Source organism: Mycobacterium sp. HUMS_12744610 (assembly GCF_041206865.1).
Taxonomy (GTDB): Bacteria; Actinomycetota; Actinomycetes; order Mycobacteriales; family Mycobacteriaceae; genus Mycobacterium; species Mycobacterium servetii.
This window is the reverse complement of the sequence record NZ_JBGEDP010000001.1, coordinates 92,980-110,884: the sequence shown is the minus strand read 5'-3', so window position 1 is coordinate 110,884 and position 17,905 is coordinate 92,980. Positions and strand designations below refer to the sequence as shown.

Below are 17,905 nucleotides of genomic sequence, written 5' to 3'. Positions count from 1 at the left end.
CGGGTAGGCCCGATCAGCGATCGAGCACCTGCCGTCGCAGATTCGCACCGGGCTCGTCCTCGGTGACCGCGTACGCGGTACTGCCGTCCTTCAGGCACACGGCGAGGGCCTGGGCCATGGCGTCCAAACCCGCGATCACCGCGCCGCGCAAGGCGACCACCTCGGACACGGCGATATTGCCGTCGCCGCAGGCCGGGCCGTGGGTCCACCACATGTCCCAGGTCATGTCGTTGAGCTTCTTGTTGGCCTCGGCGAGATCGGCCCTCACGTCGTCGGTTTTGCCGTTGTCGAGTTTCCTCGCCAGATCCTTCAGATAAGTCGGGTCGACGCGCAAATCGGTCATGGCTGTCCTCCGCTCCTGCTGATGCTCGATGCTGTGGGACGTGCGCCCGCACCGCCATCGCCGCGCCGGGGCATCACACGACGCGCTGCCCCGGGCCGGCCTCCGTTGCCGGCTCGCTCGTGACCACCGCACCGTCGCTGCCGAGGGGGGCGCGCTCGGCAGCCTCAACGCCCGGCGCCGCGGCGCCTTGCCCCTGCTGGGACATGGACGCGATCTGCTGGACCTGCCCCATCGCCTGGTTGACCAGGTTCATGTGCTGGGAGCCATGCGCCGACAGCTTAGCCGCCTGCCCGGACAGCTGCGCCAGCTGGGACAGCGTCGGCATCGGAATCACCGGCGCCGCCGGGGTTTGCGGCGCCTGCGGCGCTTCGACCGGCTCGGCCGCCCCGTCTTAAAGATCGTCCCCACCGTAGCGAGCGCCGGTGTCCCGGGCGCCGGCACCGACGGCCACCCGGGCGCGTTCCCCGCTCGAACCGCCGGTGCGGCCAGTCAAACCCGGAACGGCCCGCCGTGACGCCGGAGCCGACGCCGGACGCGGAGCGGGAGTGCAGGACGTCCGAGAAGCCGCGAGCGGTCGATGGCAACGCGTCCTTGACGGCCGACGGGACGTCCGCGCCCAGGCTTTCCAGCTCGGTCGCGATCTTTGTCAGCATGTCGCGATACGCGGCGATCAGCGGCTGCGCCCCCGCCGCGGTCTGATCGCGGGATTGCCACGCCATTGCGGTGAGCATGCCGTTGACCGCGAGCAGCGCGGTGGTCGAAACGATGATCTCGAACGGGATCGACGCCTTGGGCCACCAGCGATTCATCGCGATGGCGACTAAGTGGTCTTGCCCGTTAATTCGTCGGGGGTCATGCGGCAGGGGTGTGGTGGTCGAGCCGGGTGAGGTGTTGGTGAAGGTCAGCGCTGGTGTATCGCCAGCGGAATGGTTCGGCGGTGCGGTTGTAGCAATCCTGGAATGTTGCCAGGCGTTGCTCGAGCACGGTGAGGTCGGGGAAGTCGTTGGGGGTGAGTACTTTCCGCTGGACGATGGAGAAGTAGATCTCGACTTGGTTGAGCCAGGAGGCGTGCACGGGGGTGTGGATCATGGTCGCATTCGGGTAGCGGGCGCTGAGCCGGTCGATCGCGGCGATACCGCGGTGTGAGGAGCCGTTATCGACGATGAAGAACACCCGCGTGGCTGATGCGTAGGGCTGGCTGGTCATGACCTGGTCGACCAGTCGGGTGAACGCCTTGATGCCGGTGGAGGTCTCGCAACGGCCGAAGACCCGGGCCTGGTGCACGTCGTAGGCCTCAGAATTTCACGGTGGCCCGGGTTCTGCTGTGGCGGTCTGCGGGGCGGCAGCTTTGTCGAGGTTTTGAGGCTGGGGGTAGGCGGCGGCGCCGCGTGTCGTGCGGTGACGCCGGGTCCTTTATCCCGGGGGTGGTTACTCCTTTCTTGGGGTCGAGAGGGCATAGGGGCCTGTGGGTCAGGGTATGGCGCGGACCCTGTTGAGGGCGTCGGCGAATTCTTGTGCCCAGGGCCAGGTTTGGGGGATCCGCAGGATCAGGTAGCGGGATCGTTTGATCAGCCGGGCCGCGGCGTGCAGCAGCCGGTAGCGCAGGGTGGCGGGTTCGGCTTTGGCCAGTGGGCCGTCCAGGAGTAGCAGTCGCATCCAGCACAGCAGGTCGATGGCGATCGCGACGGCGGTGACCCAAGCGGTGTTGATGGCGAACGAGTGTGAGGGCCAGCGGGCCAGGCCGGTGTCTTTGCCGGTGCGGATGAAGCCCTCCACCCGGGCGTGGACGCGGTGGCGGGCTTCCAGTCGCTGGGGTTGTCCACCGGCAGTCGAGGTGGCGAGGACCTGGTAGCGGTAGCCGGCCAGCTGCTCGAACAATGACAACTGGGTGCCGTGTTCGATTTCTTCGCGCCGCACCAGGATGCGCATGCCGGCCGGCCAGCCGACCAGCCGATCCCCTCCGGTGCTGTGGCGCAGCAGCCCGGTCAACTCGGCGACCTGGGCGTCGTCACGGGCCGCTCCGGTGGCATCCAGTGCGGCTTGCCATCCCGCATCGGGCATCTGGCCGATCGCGACCCGGACCCGCTCATCGAGGTCGAATCCGACCGAGTAGCCCACTGACATCCCCGGCCGGGCATTGAGTTTCTCCAGGTGTTCGACGACGGCGTGGCTTGAACCCGCGCCGTCGATGGTGACCAGCAACTTGCGGCGCCACTTGGCCGGGATCGCCGCGATCGCGGCGTCGATGATCGCGATATGATCGGCCGCGGTGTTCGAGCCGGCGTTGCCTGCACGGGCGATCACCGCCAGCAGTTCGCCGGTGTTGTCACACCACGCCAACAGCGGGTGGAAGCCAAACCCGCCTTTGAAATTGCCTGCGGCGTGCTGCTTATCGCTGTGCGACTGAATCAGCGACGCGTCGATGCGGATCACGATCGTGTCCCCGAGGTCCCCATAGCAGGTCTGCGAAGCCGGGATCGCACCGTGGCGGGCCTCGATCGCCTCCCACACCCGAGAGCGGACCTTGTTGCGCACGGCCGTGACCTCGGTGATGCTCTGCTCGTCGATCTCGCCCAGGGACCGCCACATCGCCGGAACCGACGCCACCGCCTGAAACAACCGGTGCTGATCGCGCAGCACCGCGGTGCCGGCCAGGTTCTGCGCGCCGCCGGCGATCGATACCGCCACATCGCGCAACACCGCGCCTCGGTCGTGGGTGACTTCTGGGCGCGACAGCACCGACGACAAACCGCTGGTCAAACCCAGATTGTCGGCCAGCAACCGGGGTATCACGTTACCGGCGTGCCCGACCACGTCGTCGCCACGGACCTCAACTCGGACATTCTTCGACCAATCCGTAGTAGCCTGCATCTGACAGGTGCACTCCCATCCTGGATAACCGAGCCTCGAATACTCCGATTATCCTTGCGGCAGTGCACCTTTCACGTTAACGACACCCCTGAGCTCCACATTCGATGAAAAATCCAGGTAGGCGGCCAGATACGCCAGCGCGCCGCGGCGGTGGTAGTCGTGATTGACCCGCATCGGGCGCCCCGGCCGGGTCGCTACGGTGCGGTGGCACCGGTCGCGGGCCTGGATCGAGGGTTTCTCGTCGGCGGAGATCACGTATTCATCGGCTCCCAGTGGGGTGCCCTGATAGGTGCGGGCGTACAACTCGAGCACAACGGCGGCTTTGGCCTCGAAGTCGGGGTCGCGCACGAAGATCCACGATCGGTGCTGCCATGGTTTGAGCGCATCGTGGTCCAGCCAGCGGCGCACCGTGGACACCGATGCCGCGATGCCGTCGCGGCGCAGTTGGGCGGCTAGATCCACAGCACTCCATCGCGACAGCGGCAGGTCGTGTTCGGCGGGCAGCTCGCACGCCCAAGCGGTGACCTTGGCCCGGTCGGCCGGGGTGTAGATCGGTGGGCGCCCCGAACGCGGCGCATCGGCCAGGCCCTCGATGCCCTTGCCGGCGAACCGGGCCCGCCACTTACGCGCGGTGTCCACGCAGATGCCCAGTTCCTCGGCGATCGCCGCGTTCGGCGCGCCGTCGGCGGCCAGCAACACGATCATCGCGCGCAGCACCAGTTTTTGTGGTGTGGCCCGGCGCGCACCCACCCGTTGAGGGTGTCGCGGTCTTGGGCGCTCAGCGTGATCCGGTGCGGGCTGACCATCACCATGCCCGGGCCCCGACCCTGTCGTCACATCCATCACTCATGCCTCAACCGTCACATTTTGGCGGATCACGGGCTGGTCACGACACGCCGATGACCGGCCCGCGCCACGCTGATCGGGCACCATCGAAGCCATGCCGAAACCACCGGAATCAACCAAGAATTCACTGCGCTGGAAGCTGCGCGAACATGCCAGTAACAGGTGGCCGCAGCTGAGCGCGATCACCACCCGATTCCACGGCCAATTCGCCTACGTCGAAGCCGCCCTGCCCGACCAAGCCGTCATGCCCTTGATGCGGCTGCGCTACAACGGCTCGGCCAGCATCTGGGGATTCGCCATCTACCTGGCCAGCAGCGACAAATATGAAGACTCATTCCTGCCCAACGGAACTCCCTCGGGCAGTCCCGAAGAAGCCCTCGACTGCGCCTGTGGCCTCTACCTCGGCGACCCCACCGCATGGCAACAACCCCCGACGAATTAACGGGCAAGACCACTAAGATGGCGATGCCCAGTCCATCCTTCACTTCGGTGATATGGCGGCGATAGTCCTTGTTTATCTGGGCTTCCCGGTCGACAAGTGTTTTCATCAGCGCGTCGGCAGTCAGCAGCGAATCGGGGCCGGCGGCGGAGCCGTCGTCGATGCGCGCCACCATGGTGCGGATATGCGCGGCGTAGGCATCGGCCGCTGAGCCCTCCCATTTGGCGGGGTCCGGCAGTGCGCTCTGCGCCCGCTGACGGGCCTGGGCGTCCGGGTATTTGGCATCGTCGAATTTGTGATCGTCGATCCGGCCCGCCTGGAAACCGCCGGGTCGGCATTGCAGGCGCTGGTTTTCCCGGTTGCTCCGCCGCGACTCGTCGTAGGCGGAAGGGATGCCCTTTCGGCGGCGATCGACGAAACCCTGCCGGTCGTCGAGGCACCGGTGGTCGACGGATTGCCCGCCGTGAAAGCCGCCCTGACCAGAACCGGGTCCAGCATCACCGCCGCGGCCGGCATCTACGCCGAAACCGATCAGCGCCTGAGCGACCATGTCAGCCGGGTCGATTTCGGGGCCACCGGCCAGTCGCGGTCGACGTCCGCGCGTCGCTCGGCGGGTGCGGCGGCGGAGCATCCGGACGACGGCGAAACTCCCGGGGCACCCGAAGCGCCTGCGCTACAAGGGCTTTCGCTGCCGTCGATGCCACAGCTCGGCCCGCTGACTCAACACGGCCAGTCGGTGGGGATGGCGGGGTACACCGCACAGAGCGTCCTGCAGAGCACCCAGGGCGCCGTGTCGAGCATGCCGGGCGGCAGCGCCACCCCGGCGCAGCTCAGTGGCAGCACGACACCCGAACCGCCCGCAGACGACGACGAGGCGCACGCCGACGGAGCCGGACCGGGCGCCCGGGCATCGGAGACCGTGCCCGATCAGCCTGCCGGACAGCCGATTACGGCACCGTCGCAGCTCGAGGTCTGACACTCATCGCTACGCATTCTGCCCGGCTCCGGCCGCCGGATCCAGGGCGAGGCGCCCCATCTCGGCCCCGACCGACTGCCGCAGCGCGCCCTCCGGGTAGTCCTGCAGCCCGGTCGCCGAGCGCAGAAACGGCTCGAACAGCTGCCAGCCGAACAGCAGGGCGAGGGCGTGAGCGGCGGCCAGCCGCGCCTCCTCGTCGCTGTGGTGGCGGGCCCGGACTTCGTCGACGAGCTTGGCCGCGCCGGGGAAGCTGGTCTGCAGCCGCCCCACCGGATACCCGTCCAGGAGCGCCCGGGCGATCACTCGCAGCTGGCGGCTGCCGGCCGCCTCGATCTCGGCCGCCGGGGCGCCGGCGTCCATGAGCTTGGCCAGCTGGGCGGCCAGGTGGTCGAGCACGGCCGAGACCAGCCGCTCCTTGCTGCCGAAATGCCGGAAAACCAGGCCGTGGTTCACCCGCGCCCGCGCGGCGATATCGCGGATCGACGCCGCCGCGGGCCCGCGGTCGGCGAACATCTGCCCCGCGCTGTCCAGGATCGCCGCGATCACCTCATCACGGCCCGTCGGCACGAACTCGTCGGGACGCGCGGAACCCGCGTCGGGTGTAGTCATTCGTCTACACTACCGCCTCGGGGAGGTGGCGGCTCAGGAGGCGTCGGTCAGGGCGGCGTCGAGCACACCGGCAAGGTGCTGCCAGTACAGCCAGTCGGCGACCACCGCGCGCTGGACGGGCCAGGCTGCGGATGGATCCCGCCGCCGGTGTCTGGTTGGGGTCGTTCTGGTTGGCCTGGTTCTGGTCCTTGGGCTCGAAGGCCTCCGACGTCTGGCGCACCGAGGTCAGCCGTGCGTCGGGCGCGAGTCCGACGAAGCCGTCGGTCAGCGCGGGCCGCCCGGCGATCAGGGTGCCGTGGGCGTCGCAGTCGGTCAGCCCGTCGCCGTCGGTGACGACGAAGTCGCCGCCCGGTTCGGCCGGCACCCGCGGCGAGGCGTCCACGCCGGTGTCGATCAGCGCCACCGTGACGCCGGCCCCGGTCGCGAACTTGTGCGCCTGCCCGACGCCCATGAAGGTGTTGGCCCACGGCGGGTCGTGGAAGTTGGTGCCCGGCAACGTCAGCGGCGCCTTGCACATGCGCTTCTGCGCGACGGGCTGGTCGGGCCCCGTCTCGTCGGGTAGCATCGCGGCCGGGTCGATCGAGGGCGGGGCCACCGCCAGTGCGGGGGGCGCGGCGAGGAGCACGAGCGCGAGCGCGACCGTGATCGCCCAGATGCGGTGCACCCCGCGCCCCTCCGTTCATTTGCTATTCACTTGACCGCGAGGCGGATTGGCCGGCCAACAGGAATCTTCCCGCATCGCGGGTCCGCCGCAGCACCAATTTACGGGTAGCCCGGCTACCAGACCCCTACCAGACCATGGCGGCCATGTCGCGGTTGTCCGAGCACACGCTGCGCACCGCCGCCTCGATGTCGGGGGCGGTGATGATCTGCAGGTCCTCCACCGTCACCGGCCGGCCCGCGCGCTTCTGGGCGATGACGCGGGTGTCGCGGAAACCCTCGGCGCGTTCGATGACGTTGCGCGCGAACCGGCCATTCTGCATGGCGTCGATGCCGTGGCGCCCGCCGGGAGTGGTGTAATTGCGGATCGTGGTGGCCGCATCCAGGAACGTTTCCCGCGCGGCGTCGTCGAGCAGGCTGGCGCGCGGCTCGGCGTAGCGGCGCCCGATCTCGACGATCTCGGCCGGGGAATAGGACTCGAACCGCAGCTTGCGGTTGAACCGGCCCGCCAGGCCCGGGTTCACGGTCAGGAACGCGTCCACCTGGTCCTCATAGCCGGCCCCGATGAAACAGAAGTCGAAGCGGTGGGCTTCCAAAGCGACCAGCAGTTGGTTGACGGCCTCCATGCCGATCATGTCCGGCGTCCCGTCGTGGTGGCGTTCGACCAGTGAGTAGAACTCGTCCATGAAAATGATTCTTCCCAATGACTTTTCGATCAACGCGTTGGTCTTGGGACCGGACTCGCCGATGTAGTGCCCGCAGAAGTCGGACCGGCGGACCTCGCGGATCTCGGGGTGGCGCACGATCCCCATCCCGGCGTAGATCTTGCCCAGCGCCTCGGCGGTGGTCGTCTTGCCGGTGCCGGGCGGGCCGACCAGCAGCATGTGATTTGTCTGCCCCTCCACCGGCAGGCCGTGCTCGAGGCGCATCATGCGCACCTCGAGCTGGTCCTCCAAGGCGGCCACCGCCTCCTTGACCGCCGCCAGGCCCACCTGCCTGGCCAGTAGCGCACGGCCTTCGGCCAGCAACTCGGCCCGCCGCCCCGCCGCGTCGTCGTGGTCGAGTTGCTCGCGGCTCTTGGCGGTCGCGGCGTCCCACTTGTCGGTGCGGCTGGCGATGGTCTGCTCGTCGGTCACGACCAGCTGCAGGTTCGGGTCGGCCAACGCTTCTTTGGCCGCCTCGGTCAGCACCCCGTTGATGGTGGCCTTCGACAGCCAGATCTGGGCCATGTCCTCCTCGCGTAGCTGGCGGTGCACCATCCCCCGCACGTACGCCAGGTCTGCGACGAGCAGCGGGATGTCGGCCGGGCCGATGGACGCCGTCAGGACGTCGGCGTCGAAGCGCGACGAGGAGGAGTTGTGGCCGATGACGTCGACGCGGTCCAGCCAGTCCAGCGCCACCCGGCCCTGCCCGAGATGCGCGGCGGCGTGGGCGGCCAGCGCGCAGATCGACGCGGTCACCGCCGACATGACGATCGCCTGCGGCGGCAGCTCCTCGGCGGCCGTCGACAACACCTCGGGCCAGCGCTGCGTGGCATACATGAGAAACGCCCGGGCCAGCTGGTGCCACTGGTGGTTGGCCCATGAATCCAGCAGCTCCCGGTCGTCCAGCAGCTTGTCGGCCTCGGCGTACTCCCCCGCGATGGTCAGCGCCGACGACAGCGCCAGCCCCACCTGGGATGCATCGGCCACGGTGATCCCGATGTAGGGGCCCAGCTGGATCTCGGCGGCCAGCGTCTGTCCGATGCGCGTGGTCTCGCGGTGCAACCACTCGCTGGTGGCGTGGAGTTGTTTGAGCGAGGCCAGCGCGTGGTCGCCGCAGGCGATACGTCCCAGCCACGCATCGGCCATCGACGGGTCGGCGTCGGTGGCGGCGACGAATTCCGGCAGGGCGGCCGCCGGGCCCTGCTCTCTCCGGAGCGCCATCGCCCGATCGAAAAGCCTACGGGCGGTGTGCAAGTCGGATGCGCTCATCGAATCGTGCCTCGAACTCGTGTTGCCGACGTCTCTAGGTGGAGACCGACATGGTGACCGGTTCCAGGCTCACATAGCGGTTCTCGGCGCGGAACATGTCCATCTCGACCAGCCAATTCTGCTCTGCCGCAGTGAGTTTCACCGCCGCGGGGCCGACCTGTTCGATGATCACTTCGAAGCCATGCCTGTCGGCCTCCGGCAGCGCGGTACCCGCCGGGGCGACGGTGATCACGGTCGCCGGCCGCGGCGTCGGTGAGATCGCGGCGCCTCCGGTCTCGGAGTCGGCGCCGCCTGTCCGGCGCCGCGGGGCGTACTCGACGACGCTGACGGTGGTGCGCTGCGTGGGCCGGGGCGTGCTGACGACACTGACCCCCGGCATCTTCACGCTGGCCCAGCGGGCCGGGTCGCGGGTGTGCACGCACACCCGTTCCCCGGCGCCGGCGGTGCGGATCACGATCCGCTTGGCGATCGGGTCGTCGGCGGCCACCAGCACGCGCGACAGTTCCCCCGCGTCGGTGACCGGGATCATCAGGCGGTCGCCGTTGCCCAGTTTGCCGACCAGGACACCCGACGGGCCGATCTCGGTGACGAGCTCCGCGGGCAGCGGGCTGCGCCGCAGCCCGCGGAGGTGCGGTCGCGGCCCGCACATGTTGGCCCCCGCCGCGGCGGCCTGCTCGCCGTTGAGCCGGCGCAACGTCACGCTGGGCGGGGTGGGGGCCGCCGTCGCGGTGAGCACGGTGACCGTCGCGGTACACGTCGCGTCCGGATACACGGTGACATTCTGGATGATCTCGTCGGCGCGCAACGTCCAGGCCTGGGCGAGGTCCCGCGACGTGATCGCCGCGGCGGGATAGGCGTAGGTGGTCATCCAGCCGGCTTCGCCGCGGATGGCCTTCCAGCGTTGGGTGGGGCCGGCCACCGCGTCCGCGCCGAGGCGGCGGTCGAGCTCGAGCAGATCGGTGGCGGTGGCCACCTTTGCCCGCAGCCCCTGGCAGCGCAGCAGGCCCGCGATGCGCTGGGCAACCGAAACGGCAGCGGCGCCAACCGTTGTGCGCCAGCGCAGGGCCTCGGTGTTGTCGATGACCGGAAGTCGCATGATCAGCCAGGTTTCGCGCCGGCCCGCGTACGGCGGGGTGCCGATCTCCGAGTCGTAAACCCGCGGGAAGTCGCCCGTGCTGCCGTGCCGCGAACCGAACGTGACGACACTGATCGAGTCGAGTTGCAGGCCGAGTGGCTGCTGCAGCATCGGCACCAATTCGGCGACGTCGAGGACGTTCTCGGTTTCGACGCTCACCGAGCCGGTGACCCGCGTGGCCCGGTGTGCGCGGCCGAGCAGTTGCACGGCGACCACCGCGACTCCGTCGTGCACCCGCACGCCGCCGCCGGACCGGTTGTTGGCGACGGTGATCGGCGCCGCCCAGCTGATCGGCCGGCGGCCGCGTCGCCACAGGACCGCCCACGACCACGCCGGCTGACCCCACCAGCGCACGAACACCAGCGCGACGCCCACGGCGACGGCGATCGCCGCGCCGGGGTAACCGCCCAGCGCCCAACCCGCCAAGCACGAACACCACACCCACGCCGACGACCCGCCGATTGCTGCCCGGGTCGAACCCGGTGAGCACGGGCCTCATCGCGCCCTCCGCACCCGCGCCGCGACCGCCGCCGCCAACACACCCACCACCACCGCGCCGAGGAACCCGATCGCGATGTTGCGGGCCCGGTGATCCGGCGGCAGTGCCGGCGGCGCGGGCCTGATCACCCGGCTCTGCGCACCCGGCGGCAACCGGTCACCGGCGGGGATGTCGAAGGTCAACGCGGCAACCGGGTCCACCAGCCCATAACCGACCTTGTTGTCCACCCCGGCGGGCGGGTTGTGCGCCGACTGCACGATCCTGTTGATCACCTGATGCGCGCTCAGGTCGGGAAACTTGGCCCGCACCAGCGCCGCGGTCCCGCTGACGAAGGCCGCCGAAAAGCTGGTGCCCCAGAACGGCATGTTCTTCTCGCCCGGCCGGACGGGCGGGTAGGCGTTGACCGGTCCGCCACCCTGCGGCGAAAGACCCATGATGTGGGTGCCGGGGCCCGCCACACCGACCCAGGGACCCGACATGCTCTTGTCCAGGGCGGCACCGCCGCCGTCGACGGCACCCACCGACAGGACGTAGTCGGAGAACCATGACGGCGACGAGATGACCTTGACCTGATGCCAGTCACGTGGATCGGACGGGTCCAGCGGGTCGTACATCGGATTGTTCGCGCACCCGGCTTCGCCGACGTTGCCGGCCGCGGCCACGATCACCGCGTCCTTGACGGTCGCCGCGTACCACAGTGCCGCACCCAGTGCCCGCTGGTCGGCGGGGGCCGCCGCCGGCAGGCACGAGGTCACCGAGATGTTGATGACCTTCGCACCCATGTCCGCGGCGCGAACGACCGCCCGCGCCAACGTGTTCAGCGTGCCGGCTTTGACCCGTTCGTCGGAGTTGGGGTCGGCCGGCGCCGGGTTGACGGGCTCGAACGCCCGCGACGACTGGCGGATCGAGATGACGACGGCGTGCGGGGCCACGCCGACCACCCCGTCGGGCGCTCCCGGCGGGGGCGGCGGTACCGCAGGTTCGTCGTCGGTCTGCGGATCCGGCGGGCCGTTGGAGGGCCCCACGGCACCCGGCTCCTCCGGCGGCGGCGGTGGGGGCGGCGGCGGAACGACCTGGGTGATCGTCACGGGCGGCGGCGGTGGCGGTGGCGCCGCCGGGGGCGGGACCTCGACCGGCGGCGGCGCCGCTCCGATCGCCGGCGGCGGCCCGGCCGGCGCCGGAAACGCCGGTGCCGGCGGCATCGGCCGCGGCATTGGCAAAACCCCTTGGGGCGCAGCGCCGATGATGGAACCGACGATCGTGCCGTGCGCGTCGCAGTCCGAGAGCCCGTCCTCGCCCATGATGTAGTCGCCCCCGGGGACGACGGGCAGCCGCGGATTGGGAGTGATGCCGGTGTCGACGACCGCGACGGCGACGCCGTTGCCGGTGCTGTATTGCCACGCCTTCGCGATGTTGAGCAGGTTGAAGCCCGGCGCCATCTGCGCCACGTCGGGATTTCGCACGGTGATCGGCGACGAGCAACTGTTGGCGCGGCGCATCGGCTGGTCGGGGCGTGGCGGGCCGTCGGGGGGGACCAGTGCCGGATCGACGGCCGGAGGCGTAATCGCTTGTGCGACAGCGCAATTCGAGGAGAACGCGGCGAGCAGCACGACGCCGGTCACCGCGGCGGCCCGCCGGCAAGCCCGTCTCGGTGACCTCAGTGCCGAAGCCACGTGAACAGCCCCCCCAGGGCCGCCGCCGCCGGCAACAAGACGATGAGCGCCAGCACCTCGACCCATTCCACGGTCAGCCTGATGATCGGCCTGAACCTCATTGCCGGCACCAGAAGCGCTGCCGCCAGACCCGATGCGGCGAACACCCCCGCCGCCACCGCGGGCCACAGCAGCCCGAGCTCGACGTTCCGCGCGGCCAGCGCGTACTTGACGACGCCGGCACAGACCGCGGCACAAGCGCCGCACACCAACGCGATGGCCTGGTACTTGGCCGCGAACCCGCGGCCCTGGGTGATGAAGATCCCCGCCACCAGTCCGGCCACCAGCACCGCCAGCCACGCCCACGGGCGCCCCGGCGTCAGCACGCCCCACACCGCCGCGGGCAGCACGATCGAAACCCCCACGCACACACCGACTTGCACAGCGTTGACCAGCCGCGCCGACGCGTCGATCGCGGCACCGCGCGCGGTGATGTCGGTCAGTTCGTTGTCCTCGTCCTCGGTCTCGTCCTCGCTGACCGGGGACACGGTGTCCACGGGCATCCCCTCGCGGCGCGCGAACAAGTCCCGTCCGGTGATCGATCCGAAGTGGGGCGGTCGGACCCGCGCCACCCACAGCGCGATCAGCGGGGCCATCCTGACCAGAATGAGCAGGCCGACCAGCACGCAGATCGCGAGCACCTGAGCCGAAGCCGGCCGGAACATCCGGACGGCGGCCACGGCCGCCAGAATCCCGCAGACCGTCACCACAGCGGTGACCACGGCGGTCTGCCAGCGCTTCCGGGTCAGCACCCCGATCGCGACGGCCCCCAGCAGCGCGATGACGAGCCCGATCAGACCGTGGGCCGAGCCGAGTGCGCCGGGCGGGGCGCAGGCACCGGCGACCGCCAGCAGCACCACGGTGAGCCAGCCGAATCCGCTGAACAGGTCGCGCCGCTCCCGCCACCCCCGCCACACCACCGTCGTCGCGATCAGCAGCAGCGCACCGAATCCGCCGGCCACCGACGCCGGAACCACGCTGTCGGTGAAGGTGCGCGCACGCAGGGTCAGGCCCACCACCACGGCGACCGCCATCGCGATGAGCGCGATGGCGGTGTGCGCGGCGGTCAGCGGAGTCACCGGCGCGAACATCCGGTCGCCGCCGTCCCGGCCGAGCCACTTGCCCATGGCCGCCAGGCCCGTCGACAGCGACTCGTACTGCGGCTCGAACGAATCCCCGGCCACCCTGGGCACCAGCACCAGGGTGTCGCCGTCCTGGACCCCCAACTCGTCGAAACTCTTGTTGATGTCGAGCCGCACACCGTTGATCTTGTGCAGCTCATAACTGCCGGGTGGAAGCGCGACGCCGTCGAATCCTTTGCGTTTCAAGTCGGCGTCGAACAGCTCGACCATTCCCTCGAAGAATTCCTCGACCGGAATTGCGGCGGGAAAGACTTGGGAACAAAGGTGTTTGTCGTAGGAAATGTTGACCGCACAACGCGCCGGGAAGGCGACCTTATGCGGCGCAGTCACTGGGGCGCCCGCTCGGCGTCGGGAACGTATTTGTCGGCCAATCCGGCGGTGATTTCGAAAAGTCGCAGCCGCGATTTCTTCTTCAACTCGTGGACCGTGTCGATGATCCCGCCTTTGGCCAGGTGCGGATCGAATGGCATCACTTCCACGATCGCGCCCACCTTGGTGAACCGCTCCGTCAGGTAGGCCAGCGCTTCCTTGTCCGTGATCGTATCGGTGTGGTTGATGATGACCGTGCTGCGCGAGACCAGTTCGTGGTAACCCTGGGACCTGAGGTAGTCCACCGCGCGCAGCACCGGGCGCGACCGGTCCGCGGTGATGCCCGAAACGAACACCAGGGTGTCGGTGTTCTCGAGCACCGGTTTCATCACCTCGTGTTCGAGGTCGGGCGCGGTGTCGACGATCATAACCGTGTGTGTTCGCCGCAGCCGCGTCAGCACACCGGAGAACATCGCCGGCACCAGGGGTCTGGGCTGGTCCGATGTGCGATTCCCGGCGAGCACGTCCAGCCCCACCGCGTTTTGCCCCAGGTGTTCCCGGATGTCCGCATAGCCCTGCACGTCGGTGTCGTTGATGATCGCGGTGTAGTCGCCGGGCGGCGACTCGTCGATGCGGTCGGCCAGGGTTCCGAAACCCGGGTCGGCGTCGATCGCAATCACGTTCTGGGGCCGGCATTCCCGGAACACCCCGCCGATGCACGCCGCCATCGTCGTGACCCCGACGCCGCCCTTGCCGGACACGACCGTGATGACGTACTGGCGCCGGACATGCCGCCGGATCCGATTCTGCAAATCGCGGTAGTGGCGTTCGCCCGGCGATTCGCCGGGATTTATTTTGTGGAAAGTGGCGGTGTAGACGAATTTCCGCCAACCCGACCCCGGGGGAATCTTGCGTGGTGCCGCGAGATCGGTAATGCGCATCGTGTCGGAAACCGAATCACGGAAGTGGGGCTTCGCCGACGGATCCCCCCGTCCGAGCGCACCCTCGTCCGAGATATTCGGCTCATTCCAGGGCGTCGTCACGATCGCGATGCTAACACGTTCTGCGACACCGTGTTTGCACAATCACAAAACGCTCAAACAGTTAGCAGGACTCCAGGATTTCCGCCATTCCGTGGCATTTAGTTTCAGTACGGCAGTGGGCACCCGGGTCATACCACGCGCCGATACGAATACCACTCCTCGCCGGCGGGCAGGCGGCGGATGAGCCGCCGCACCGCGCCGCTGATGTCGGTCCGCGATCCGGGCGAGACCACCTGGTACCGACGGCGTCCCGACGTCACGTTCTCGACGCAGACGCGGCCCGCGGGGGTGTCGATGAGCGTCACCGCGGTATCGCCGACGTGGGTGCGCGCGTACCGCTCCGGCCCGACGCCGGCCTGTAGCGCCACGATGGACGCGTGCGCGGACCGCGCGGGGTCGGCGGCCATGGTGACGATCTGCAGTTGGTCGACGTCGAGTCGCTGGCCGACCAGGAACGAGCGCAGGCTGGCGGCGTCGCGCACCGACTCGAGCAATTGCTCGGTGTCCAGGGTCACCGGCCGCAGCGGCGCCGCCTCGGCAACGCCGCACAGCCTCTCGACCTGTCCCACCACCAGGTCGGCCGCACCGCTCTCGTCGCCGGCGGCACCGGCCGGGTACAGACGCACCAGTTCGCGGTGGCGTTCCAGGACCACCCACCAGGTCGCGAATCGGCAGATGGACGCACGCGTCGGCTCCCGGCCCGGGACACCGATGTGCACCAGCAGCGCCAGGTCGCGGCGCAGCAGCACGGTCAGCCATTCGCGGATCATGGGATCGACGTCGCCGTGCTCGTCGAGTGCGCCGGCGGCCGTCAGGTCGGCGGCCACGGGGTGACGCAACGCGCGCTCGGGGGTGTCCAGCCGCGGCAACAGCGGCCGCAGACCCAGCTCGGGGCAGGTCTGTTCCACGCCGGCCACCGCCTGCAGTACCCACAAACCGTCGAGTGTCGTTGTCAGCATGGGTTTTTCACCTCCACCGGCGAGCCCACGGCGAAGGTGGGGCGCACGCACGCGGGCGCACCCGCCCCACCTTCGCGTGGGTCCTCGGTGGTGTGTGGCCTCAGAACAGGCCGGCGATGGACTGGTCGGTGCTGATCGCACCGTCCAGCACGTGCGAGGTCGTCTGCCCGTGCTGGCGCACCGTGTCGATCAGCCCCTGCAGCCCCGACAGCATCTGCGCCTGGGCCTCGAAGAATCCCGCGGCACCGTGCCCGGCGAAGAATTCCTGCAGCGCATTGGTGCGGTTCGCGGTGTCGTCGTAAATGGCCTGCAACTGGCCGGCGCGGGCACCCACGTCGGAGGCGAAATCGGCAACGGCTCCCGGGTTGTAAGTGATCGGATTGGTCATGATGAACTCCTTTTCAGAAATCTGTTATCAAAAGGTTTCAGGATCCGGCTTGACCGAACAGGGCGGTGAATGCGTGCGAGGAGTCCGCCTCGTGGGCTTCCATCAGGGCCGCCGCCTGCGTCAGGCCCTCGGCCAGGCGCGTCCCCCCGGTCAGGACCTTGTTGAGGTCACCCGCGACCTCGGTGGCGGTCACGTGGGACGCGGTCACGGCGTCACCGGACCACGTTGCCGGGTTCATGACGTTTTCCTGGTTTGCGACATACCCCTGGGCGATCCCGATCGCGTGCTCCATATTCGCCTGAATGGCGTTCGACGTATCGCGAAGCATTTGTGGCGTTACTTTGATTGTCACGGAATTCTCCTTCTCCTGTTGGCCGCCCCCCATATGGCCTGGGGCATGAAGCGGAGTGTATGGCGGCTATTTCTACCTGTCGATTCACCCTTTCGCCGGGCCGGCTTCACAATCTGTCGTCGACAACCCGCACCGTCGCGGGCTGGTCGGATTTGTCACGCGACCCGCGCTGGCCCCCCGCTGCATGCCCGACCGGCATCCCGCCCATGGGGGTGCCGCCGACCGTCGTGGTTTGCGGGCGCAGGGTCTCCGCGCCCAGTGCCCCGCTGGGCCGCAGCCCCACCGGCCGACCGCTGGTGCCGCTCTCGAACGCGCTGACGGGCCGGGTGAAGCTGGTCGCGGACATGCCCGCCCCGGTCAACGACGCGCTACCGCCCGCGCCGGCCTCGGCTGCCGAAAGCCCTCCGGTCGCCGAAACCGCCGAGGCCGCCGGCCCGGCACCGCTCATGCCCATCCCGGCGGGGTTGGCGAACATGCCCATCATCGACTGCAACGGCTGCAGCGCGCTCATCGGAGCCTGCATCATCTGCATGGGGGCCTGCAGCGCCTGCGGGACCGCGCCCATCATCTGCTGCAGCGGCTCCATGAACGTGCCGGCCTGACTCCCGAAGTCCTGTCCCGTCGAGGCGGACTGGCCGGCGCCGTTGGTGCCCGTCGAGACGCCCTGCAGCGCGGCGCGCATGCCGTCGCCCGCCGCGGTGTCCGCCGCCGCCTGGCCGACCGCCGATGCTGCCTGCGCCGGGGCCGCCGGTGAGGCGCCCATGGCCGCGACCGGCGCTGGGATCGCTAGGCTTTCGGCCAGCGCCGCGAGAATCCCGCCGTAGGACGCGCCGACCGAGGAGTTGACCGGCCACATCACGCCGAAGTACTCGACGTCCAGCGAGATGATGCGCGGCGTCAGCGCCCCGAGCACGATGGGGTTGATGCCGTTGTCCACTCCCCATTCGTCCCGGTTGGCAATGCATTCGGGGGCAGGGCGCATCGCGGCGTTGGCGGTCTCGTACGCGGTGATGGCCGCCGCAACCACCGCCGGCTTCACGTCGACCCAACCGGCGAGCCCGTGCAGCGACGCGTTGAGCATGGTGACGGTAGCCGCCGACGCCATCGCCCCGGCGCCCGTCCAGCTCGCCGAGGTCGCGGCGGTGTTGATCGCCGACGCGATCCCCGAGGCGTGGTGCGTCGCCGCCAAGGCTGTCCATGCGGTCTGGTTGGCCAGATGTGTGCCCACTCCGGTCCCGGCCTTCAGCAGCATGTCGTTTTCCTCGGGTGTGCGCGCGGCCCACCCCGGATCAGGCATGCGTACTACCCCCTGTTAGGCGCCCAGGGTCGTCGCGCGCGCCGCCTCGGTCGCGACGGCGACCCCCGACGCCAAGTTCTGCGCGCCGGCGAATAGGCCGCGCTGAGCCGCGTGCTCGGAAACCACACCCAGGTAGCCGGCGCCGCACGAGTTGAGCGCGGCCGAGAACATCGCCGAGTCGGGGTCTGCGCCCATCGGCGTCGTTCCGACCAAAGCGGGCGCCGCCGCTGACGCCGCCGCCTCGGTTTCGGCGCTGATCGCCGATTCGGCGCCGGCCGAGGCCAGCACGACCTCCGGCTGAACGAAAAACGTCATTATTCCCTCCGAATGGTCGAACACGCTCCCTTGGCGG

The 17,905-nt window shown here is 69.3% G+C and carries 18 protein-coding genes and 2 pseudogenes; 3 read left to right on the top strand and 17 right to left on the bottom strand.

What is annotated here, in order from left to right:
* Positions 1 to 13 precede the first annotated feature (13 nt).
* From AB8998_RS00560 to AB8998_RS00540, 5 genes are all read right to left on the bottom strand, one after another.
* A complete protein-coding gene (locus AB8998_RS00560) occupies positions 14 to 343 on the bottom strand; it encodes a type VII secretion target (RefSeq protein WP_369736320.1) in 330 nt (109 codons plus the stop codon).
* 73 nt (positions 344 to 416) lie between these two features.
* Positions 417 to 668 carry a hypothetical protein gene (locus AB8998_RS00555; RefSeq protein WP_369736319.1) on the bottom strand — a complete coding sequence of 84 codons (252 nt, stop codon included), beginning with the start codon at positions 666 to 668 and terminating at the stop codon, positions 417 to 419.
* Positions 669 to 1,195: 527 nt separating this feature from the next.
* Positions 1,196 to 1,627 carry a transposase gene (locus AB8998_RS00550; protein ID WP_369736318.1) on the bottom strand — a complete coding sequence of 144 codons (432 nt, stop codon included), beginning with the start codon at positions 1,625 to 1,627 and terminating at the stop codon, positions 1,196 to 1,198.
* Positions 1,628 to 1,813: 186 nt separating this feature from the next.
* Positions 1,814 to 3,214, bottom strand: a complete 1,401-nt coding sequence (locus AB8998_RS00545; protein ID WP_369736317.1) for an IS1380 family transposase — start codon at positions 3,212 to 3,214, stop codon at positions 1,814 to 1,816.
* 48 nt (positions 3,215 to 3,262) lie between these two features.
* Positions 3,263 to 3,964: an IS630 family transposase gene (locus AB8998_RS00540; protein ID WP_369736316.1), complete on the bottom strand. Its 702-nt coding sequence runs from the start codon at positions 3,962 to 3,964 to the stop codon at positions 3,263 to 3,265.
* A gap of 190 nt (positions 3,965 to 4,154) precedes the next feature.
* Between AB8998_RS00540 and AB8998_RS00535 the strand changes: the two genes are divergently transcribed.
* The 3 genes from AB8998_RS00535 (at position 4,155) to AB8998_RS00525 (ending at position 5,475) form a co-directional block, all read left to right on the top strand.
* Entirely contained in the window at positions 4,155 to 4,502 is a 348-nt protein-coding gene (locus AB8998_RS00535) for a hypothetical protein (RefSeq protein ID WP_369736315.1), read from the top strand.
* A gap of 52 nt (positions 4,503 to 4,554) precedes the next feature.
* Positions 4,555 to 4,710, top strand: a complete 156-nt coding sequence (locus AB8998_RS00530) for a hypothetical protein (RefSeq protein ID WP_369736314.1) — start codon at positions 4,555 to 4,557, stop codon at positions 4,708 to 4,710.
* Positions 4,711 to 4,794: 84 nt separating this feature from the next.
* Positions 4,795 to 5,475, top strand: coding sequence for a hypothetical protein (locus AB8998_RS00525; protein ID WP_369736313.1), 681 nt, complete (start codon positions 4,795 to 4,797; stop codon positions 5,473 to 5,475).
* 9 nt (positions 5,476 to 5,484) lie between these two features.
* On the opposite strand, the gene AB8998_RS00520 is transcribed toward AB8998_RS00525, so the two are convergent.
* The 12 genes and pseudogenes from AB8998_RS00520 to AB8998_RS00465 form a co-directional block, all read right to left on the bottom strand.
* The gene (locus tag AB8998_RS00520; RefSeq protein WP_369736312.1) at positions 5,485 to 6,084 is read right to left on the bottom strand and encodes a TetR/AcrR family transcriptional regulator; all 600 of its coding nucleotides are present in this window, start codon (positions 6,082 to 6,084) and stop codon (positions 5,485 to 5,487) included.
* A gap of 85 nt (positions 6,085 to 6,169) precedes the next feature.
* Positions 6,170 to 6,748 (bottom strand): annotated as a pseudogene (locus tag AB8998_RS00515) (S8 family serine peptidase); the annotation flags it as partial.
* A gap of 124 nt (positions 6,749 to 6,872) precedes the next feature.
* Positions 6,873 to 8,717 (bottom strand): type VII secretion AAA-ATPase EccA, encoded by a 1,845-nt coding sequence (eccA, locus tag AB8998_RS00510; protein WP_369736310.1) that lies wholly within the window; start codon positions 8,715 to 8,717, stop codon positions 6,873 to 6,875.
* A 34-nt stretch (positions 8,718 to 8,751) separates the two neighbouring features.
* Positions 8,752 to 10,351: pseudogene (gene eccE, locus AB8998_RS00505) on the bottom strand (type VII secretion protein EccE).
* A complete protein-coding gene (locus AB8998_RS00500) occupies positions 10,348 to 12,012 on the bottom strand; it encodes a S8 family serine peptidase (protein ID WP_369741363.1) in 1,665 nt (554 codons plus the stop codon). The pseudogene eccE and the gene AB8998_RS00500 overlap by 4 nt, the downstream one beginning before the upstream one ends.
* Positions 12,009 to 13,535, bottom strand: a complete 1,527-nt coding sequence (gene eccD / locus AB8998_RS00495) for a type VII secretion integral membrane protein EccD (RefSeq protein ID WP_369736309.1) — start codon at positions 13,533 to 13,535, stop codon at positions 12,009 to 12,011. The genes AB8998_RS00500 and eccD overlap by 4 nt, the downstream gene beginning before the upstream one ends.
* Positions 13,532 to 14,557: a MinD/ParA family ATP-binding protein gene (locus AB8998_RS00490; RefSeq protein ID WP_369736308.1), complete on the bottom strand. Its 1,026-nt coding sequence runs from the start codon at positions 14,555 to 14,557 to the stop codon at positions 13,532 to 13,534. Before AB8998_RS00490 ends, eccD begins: the two co-directional genes overlap by 4 nt.
* A 128-nt stretch (positions 14,558 to 14,685) precedes the next feature.
* Complete coding sequence (locus tag AB8998_RS00485; RefSeq protein ID WP_369736307.1) at positions 14,686 to 15,516, bottom strand: ESX secretion-associated protein EspG; 831 nt, start codon at positions 15,514 to 15,516, stop codon at positions 14,686 to 14,688.
* A gap of 100 nt (positions 15,517 to 15,616) precedes the next feature.
* Positions 15,617 to 15,904 (bottom strand): WXG100 family type VII secretion target, encoded by a 288-nt coding sequence (locus AB8998_RS00480; protein ID WP_144956457.1) that lies wholly within the window; start codon positions 15,902 to 15,904, stop codon positions 15,617 to 15,619.
* A 37-nt stretch (positions 15,905 to 15,941) separates the two neighbouring features.
* Positions 15,942 to 16,289, bottom strand: coding sequence for a WXG100 family type VII secretion target (locus AB8998_RS00475; RefSeq protein WP_369736306.1), 348 nt, complete (start codon positions 16,287 to 16,289; stop codon positions 15,942 to 15,944).
* A 73-nt stretch (positions 16,290 to 16,362) separates the two neighbouring features.
* Entirely contained in the window at positions 16,363 to 17,553 is a 1,191-nt protein-coding gene (locus AB8998_RS00470) for a PPE family protein (protein ID WP_369736305.1), read from the bottom strand.
* A gap of 15 nt (positions 17,554 to 17,568) precedes the next feature.
* Entirely contained in the window at positions 17,569 to 17,868 is a 300-nt protein-coding gene (locus AB8998_RS00465; protein ID WP_369736304.1) for a PE domain-containing protein, read from the bottom strand.
* Between the last annotated feature and the right edge of the window lie 37 nt (positions 17,869 to 17,905).

Excerpts from the sequence above, each read along its gene's own strand:
- AB8998_RS00560 (WP_369736320.1), bottom strand. The coding sequence starts at position 343 with ATGACCGATTTGCGCGTCGACCCGACTTATCTGAAGGATCTGGCGAGG.
- AB8998_RS00555 (WP_369736319.1), bottom strand. The coding sequence starts at position 668 with ATGCCGACGCTGTCCCAGCTGGCGCAGCTGTCCGGGCAGGCGGCTAAG.
- AB8998_RS00545 (WP_369736317.1), bottom strand. The coding sequence starts at position 3,214 with ATGCAGGCTACTACGGATTGGTCGAAGAATGTCCGAGTTGAGGTCCGT.
- AB8998_RS00535 (WP_369736315.1), top strand. The coding sequence starts at position 4,155 with ATGCCGAAACCACCGGAATCAACCAAGAATTCACTGCGCTGGAAGCTG.
- AB8998_RS00530 (WP_369736314.1), top strand. The coding sequence starts at position 4,555 with ATGGCGGCGATAGTCCTTGTTTATCTGGGCTTCCCGGTCGACAAGTGT.
- AB8998_RS00520 (WP_369736312.1), bottom strand. The coding sequence starts at position 6,084 with ATGACTACACCCGACGCGGGTTCCGCGCGTCCCGACGAGTTCGTGCCG.
- eccA (WP_369736310.1), bottom strand. The coding sequence starts at position 8,717 with ATGAGCGCATCCGACTTGCACACCGCCCGTAGGCTTTTCGATCGGGCG.
- AB8998_RS00485 (WP_369736307.1), bottom strand. The coding sequence starts at position 15,516 with ATGCTGACAACGACACTCGACGGTTTGTGGGTACTGCAGGCGGTGGCC.
- AB8998_RS00480 (WP_144956457.1), bottom strand. The coding sequence starts at position 15,904 with ATGACCAATCCGATCACTTACAACCCGGGAGCCGTTGCCGATTTCGCC.
- AB8998_RS00475 (WP_369736306.1), bottom strand. The coding sequence starts at position 16,289 with ATGGGGGGCGGCCAACAGGAGAAGGAGAATTCCGTGACAATCAAAGTA.
- AB8998_RS00470 (WP_369736305.1), bottom strand. The coding sequence starts at position 17,553 with ATGCCTGATCCGGGGTGGGCCGCGCGCACACCCGAGGAAAACGACATG.
- AB8998_RS00465 (WP_369736304.1), bottom strand. The coding sequence starts at position 17,868 with ATGACGTTTTTCGTTCAGCCGGAGGTCGTGCTGGCCTCGGCCGGCGCC.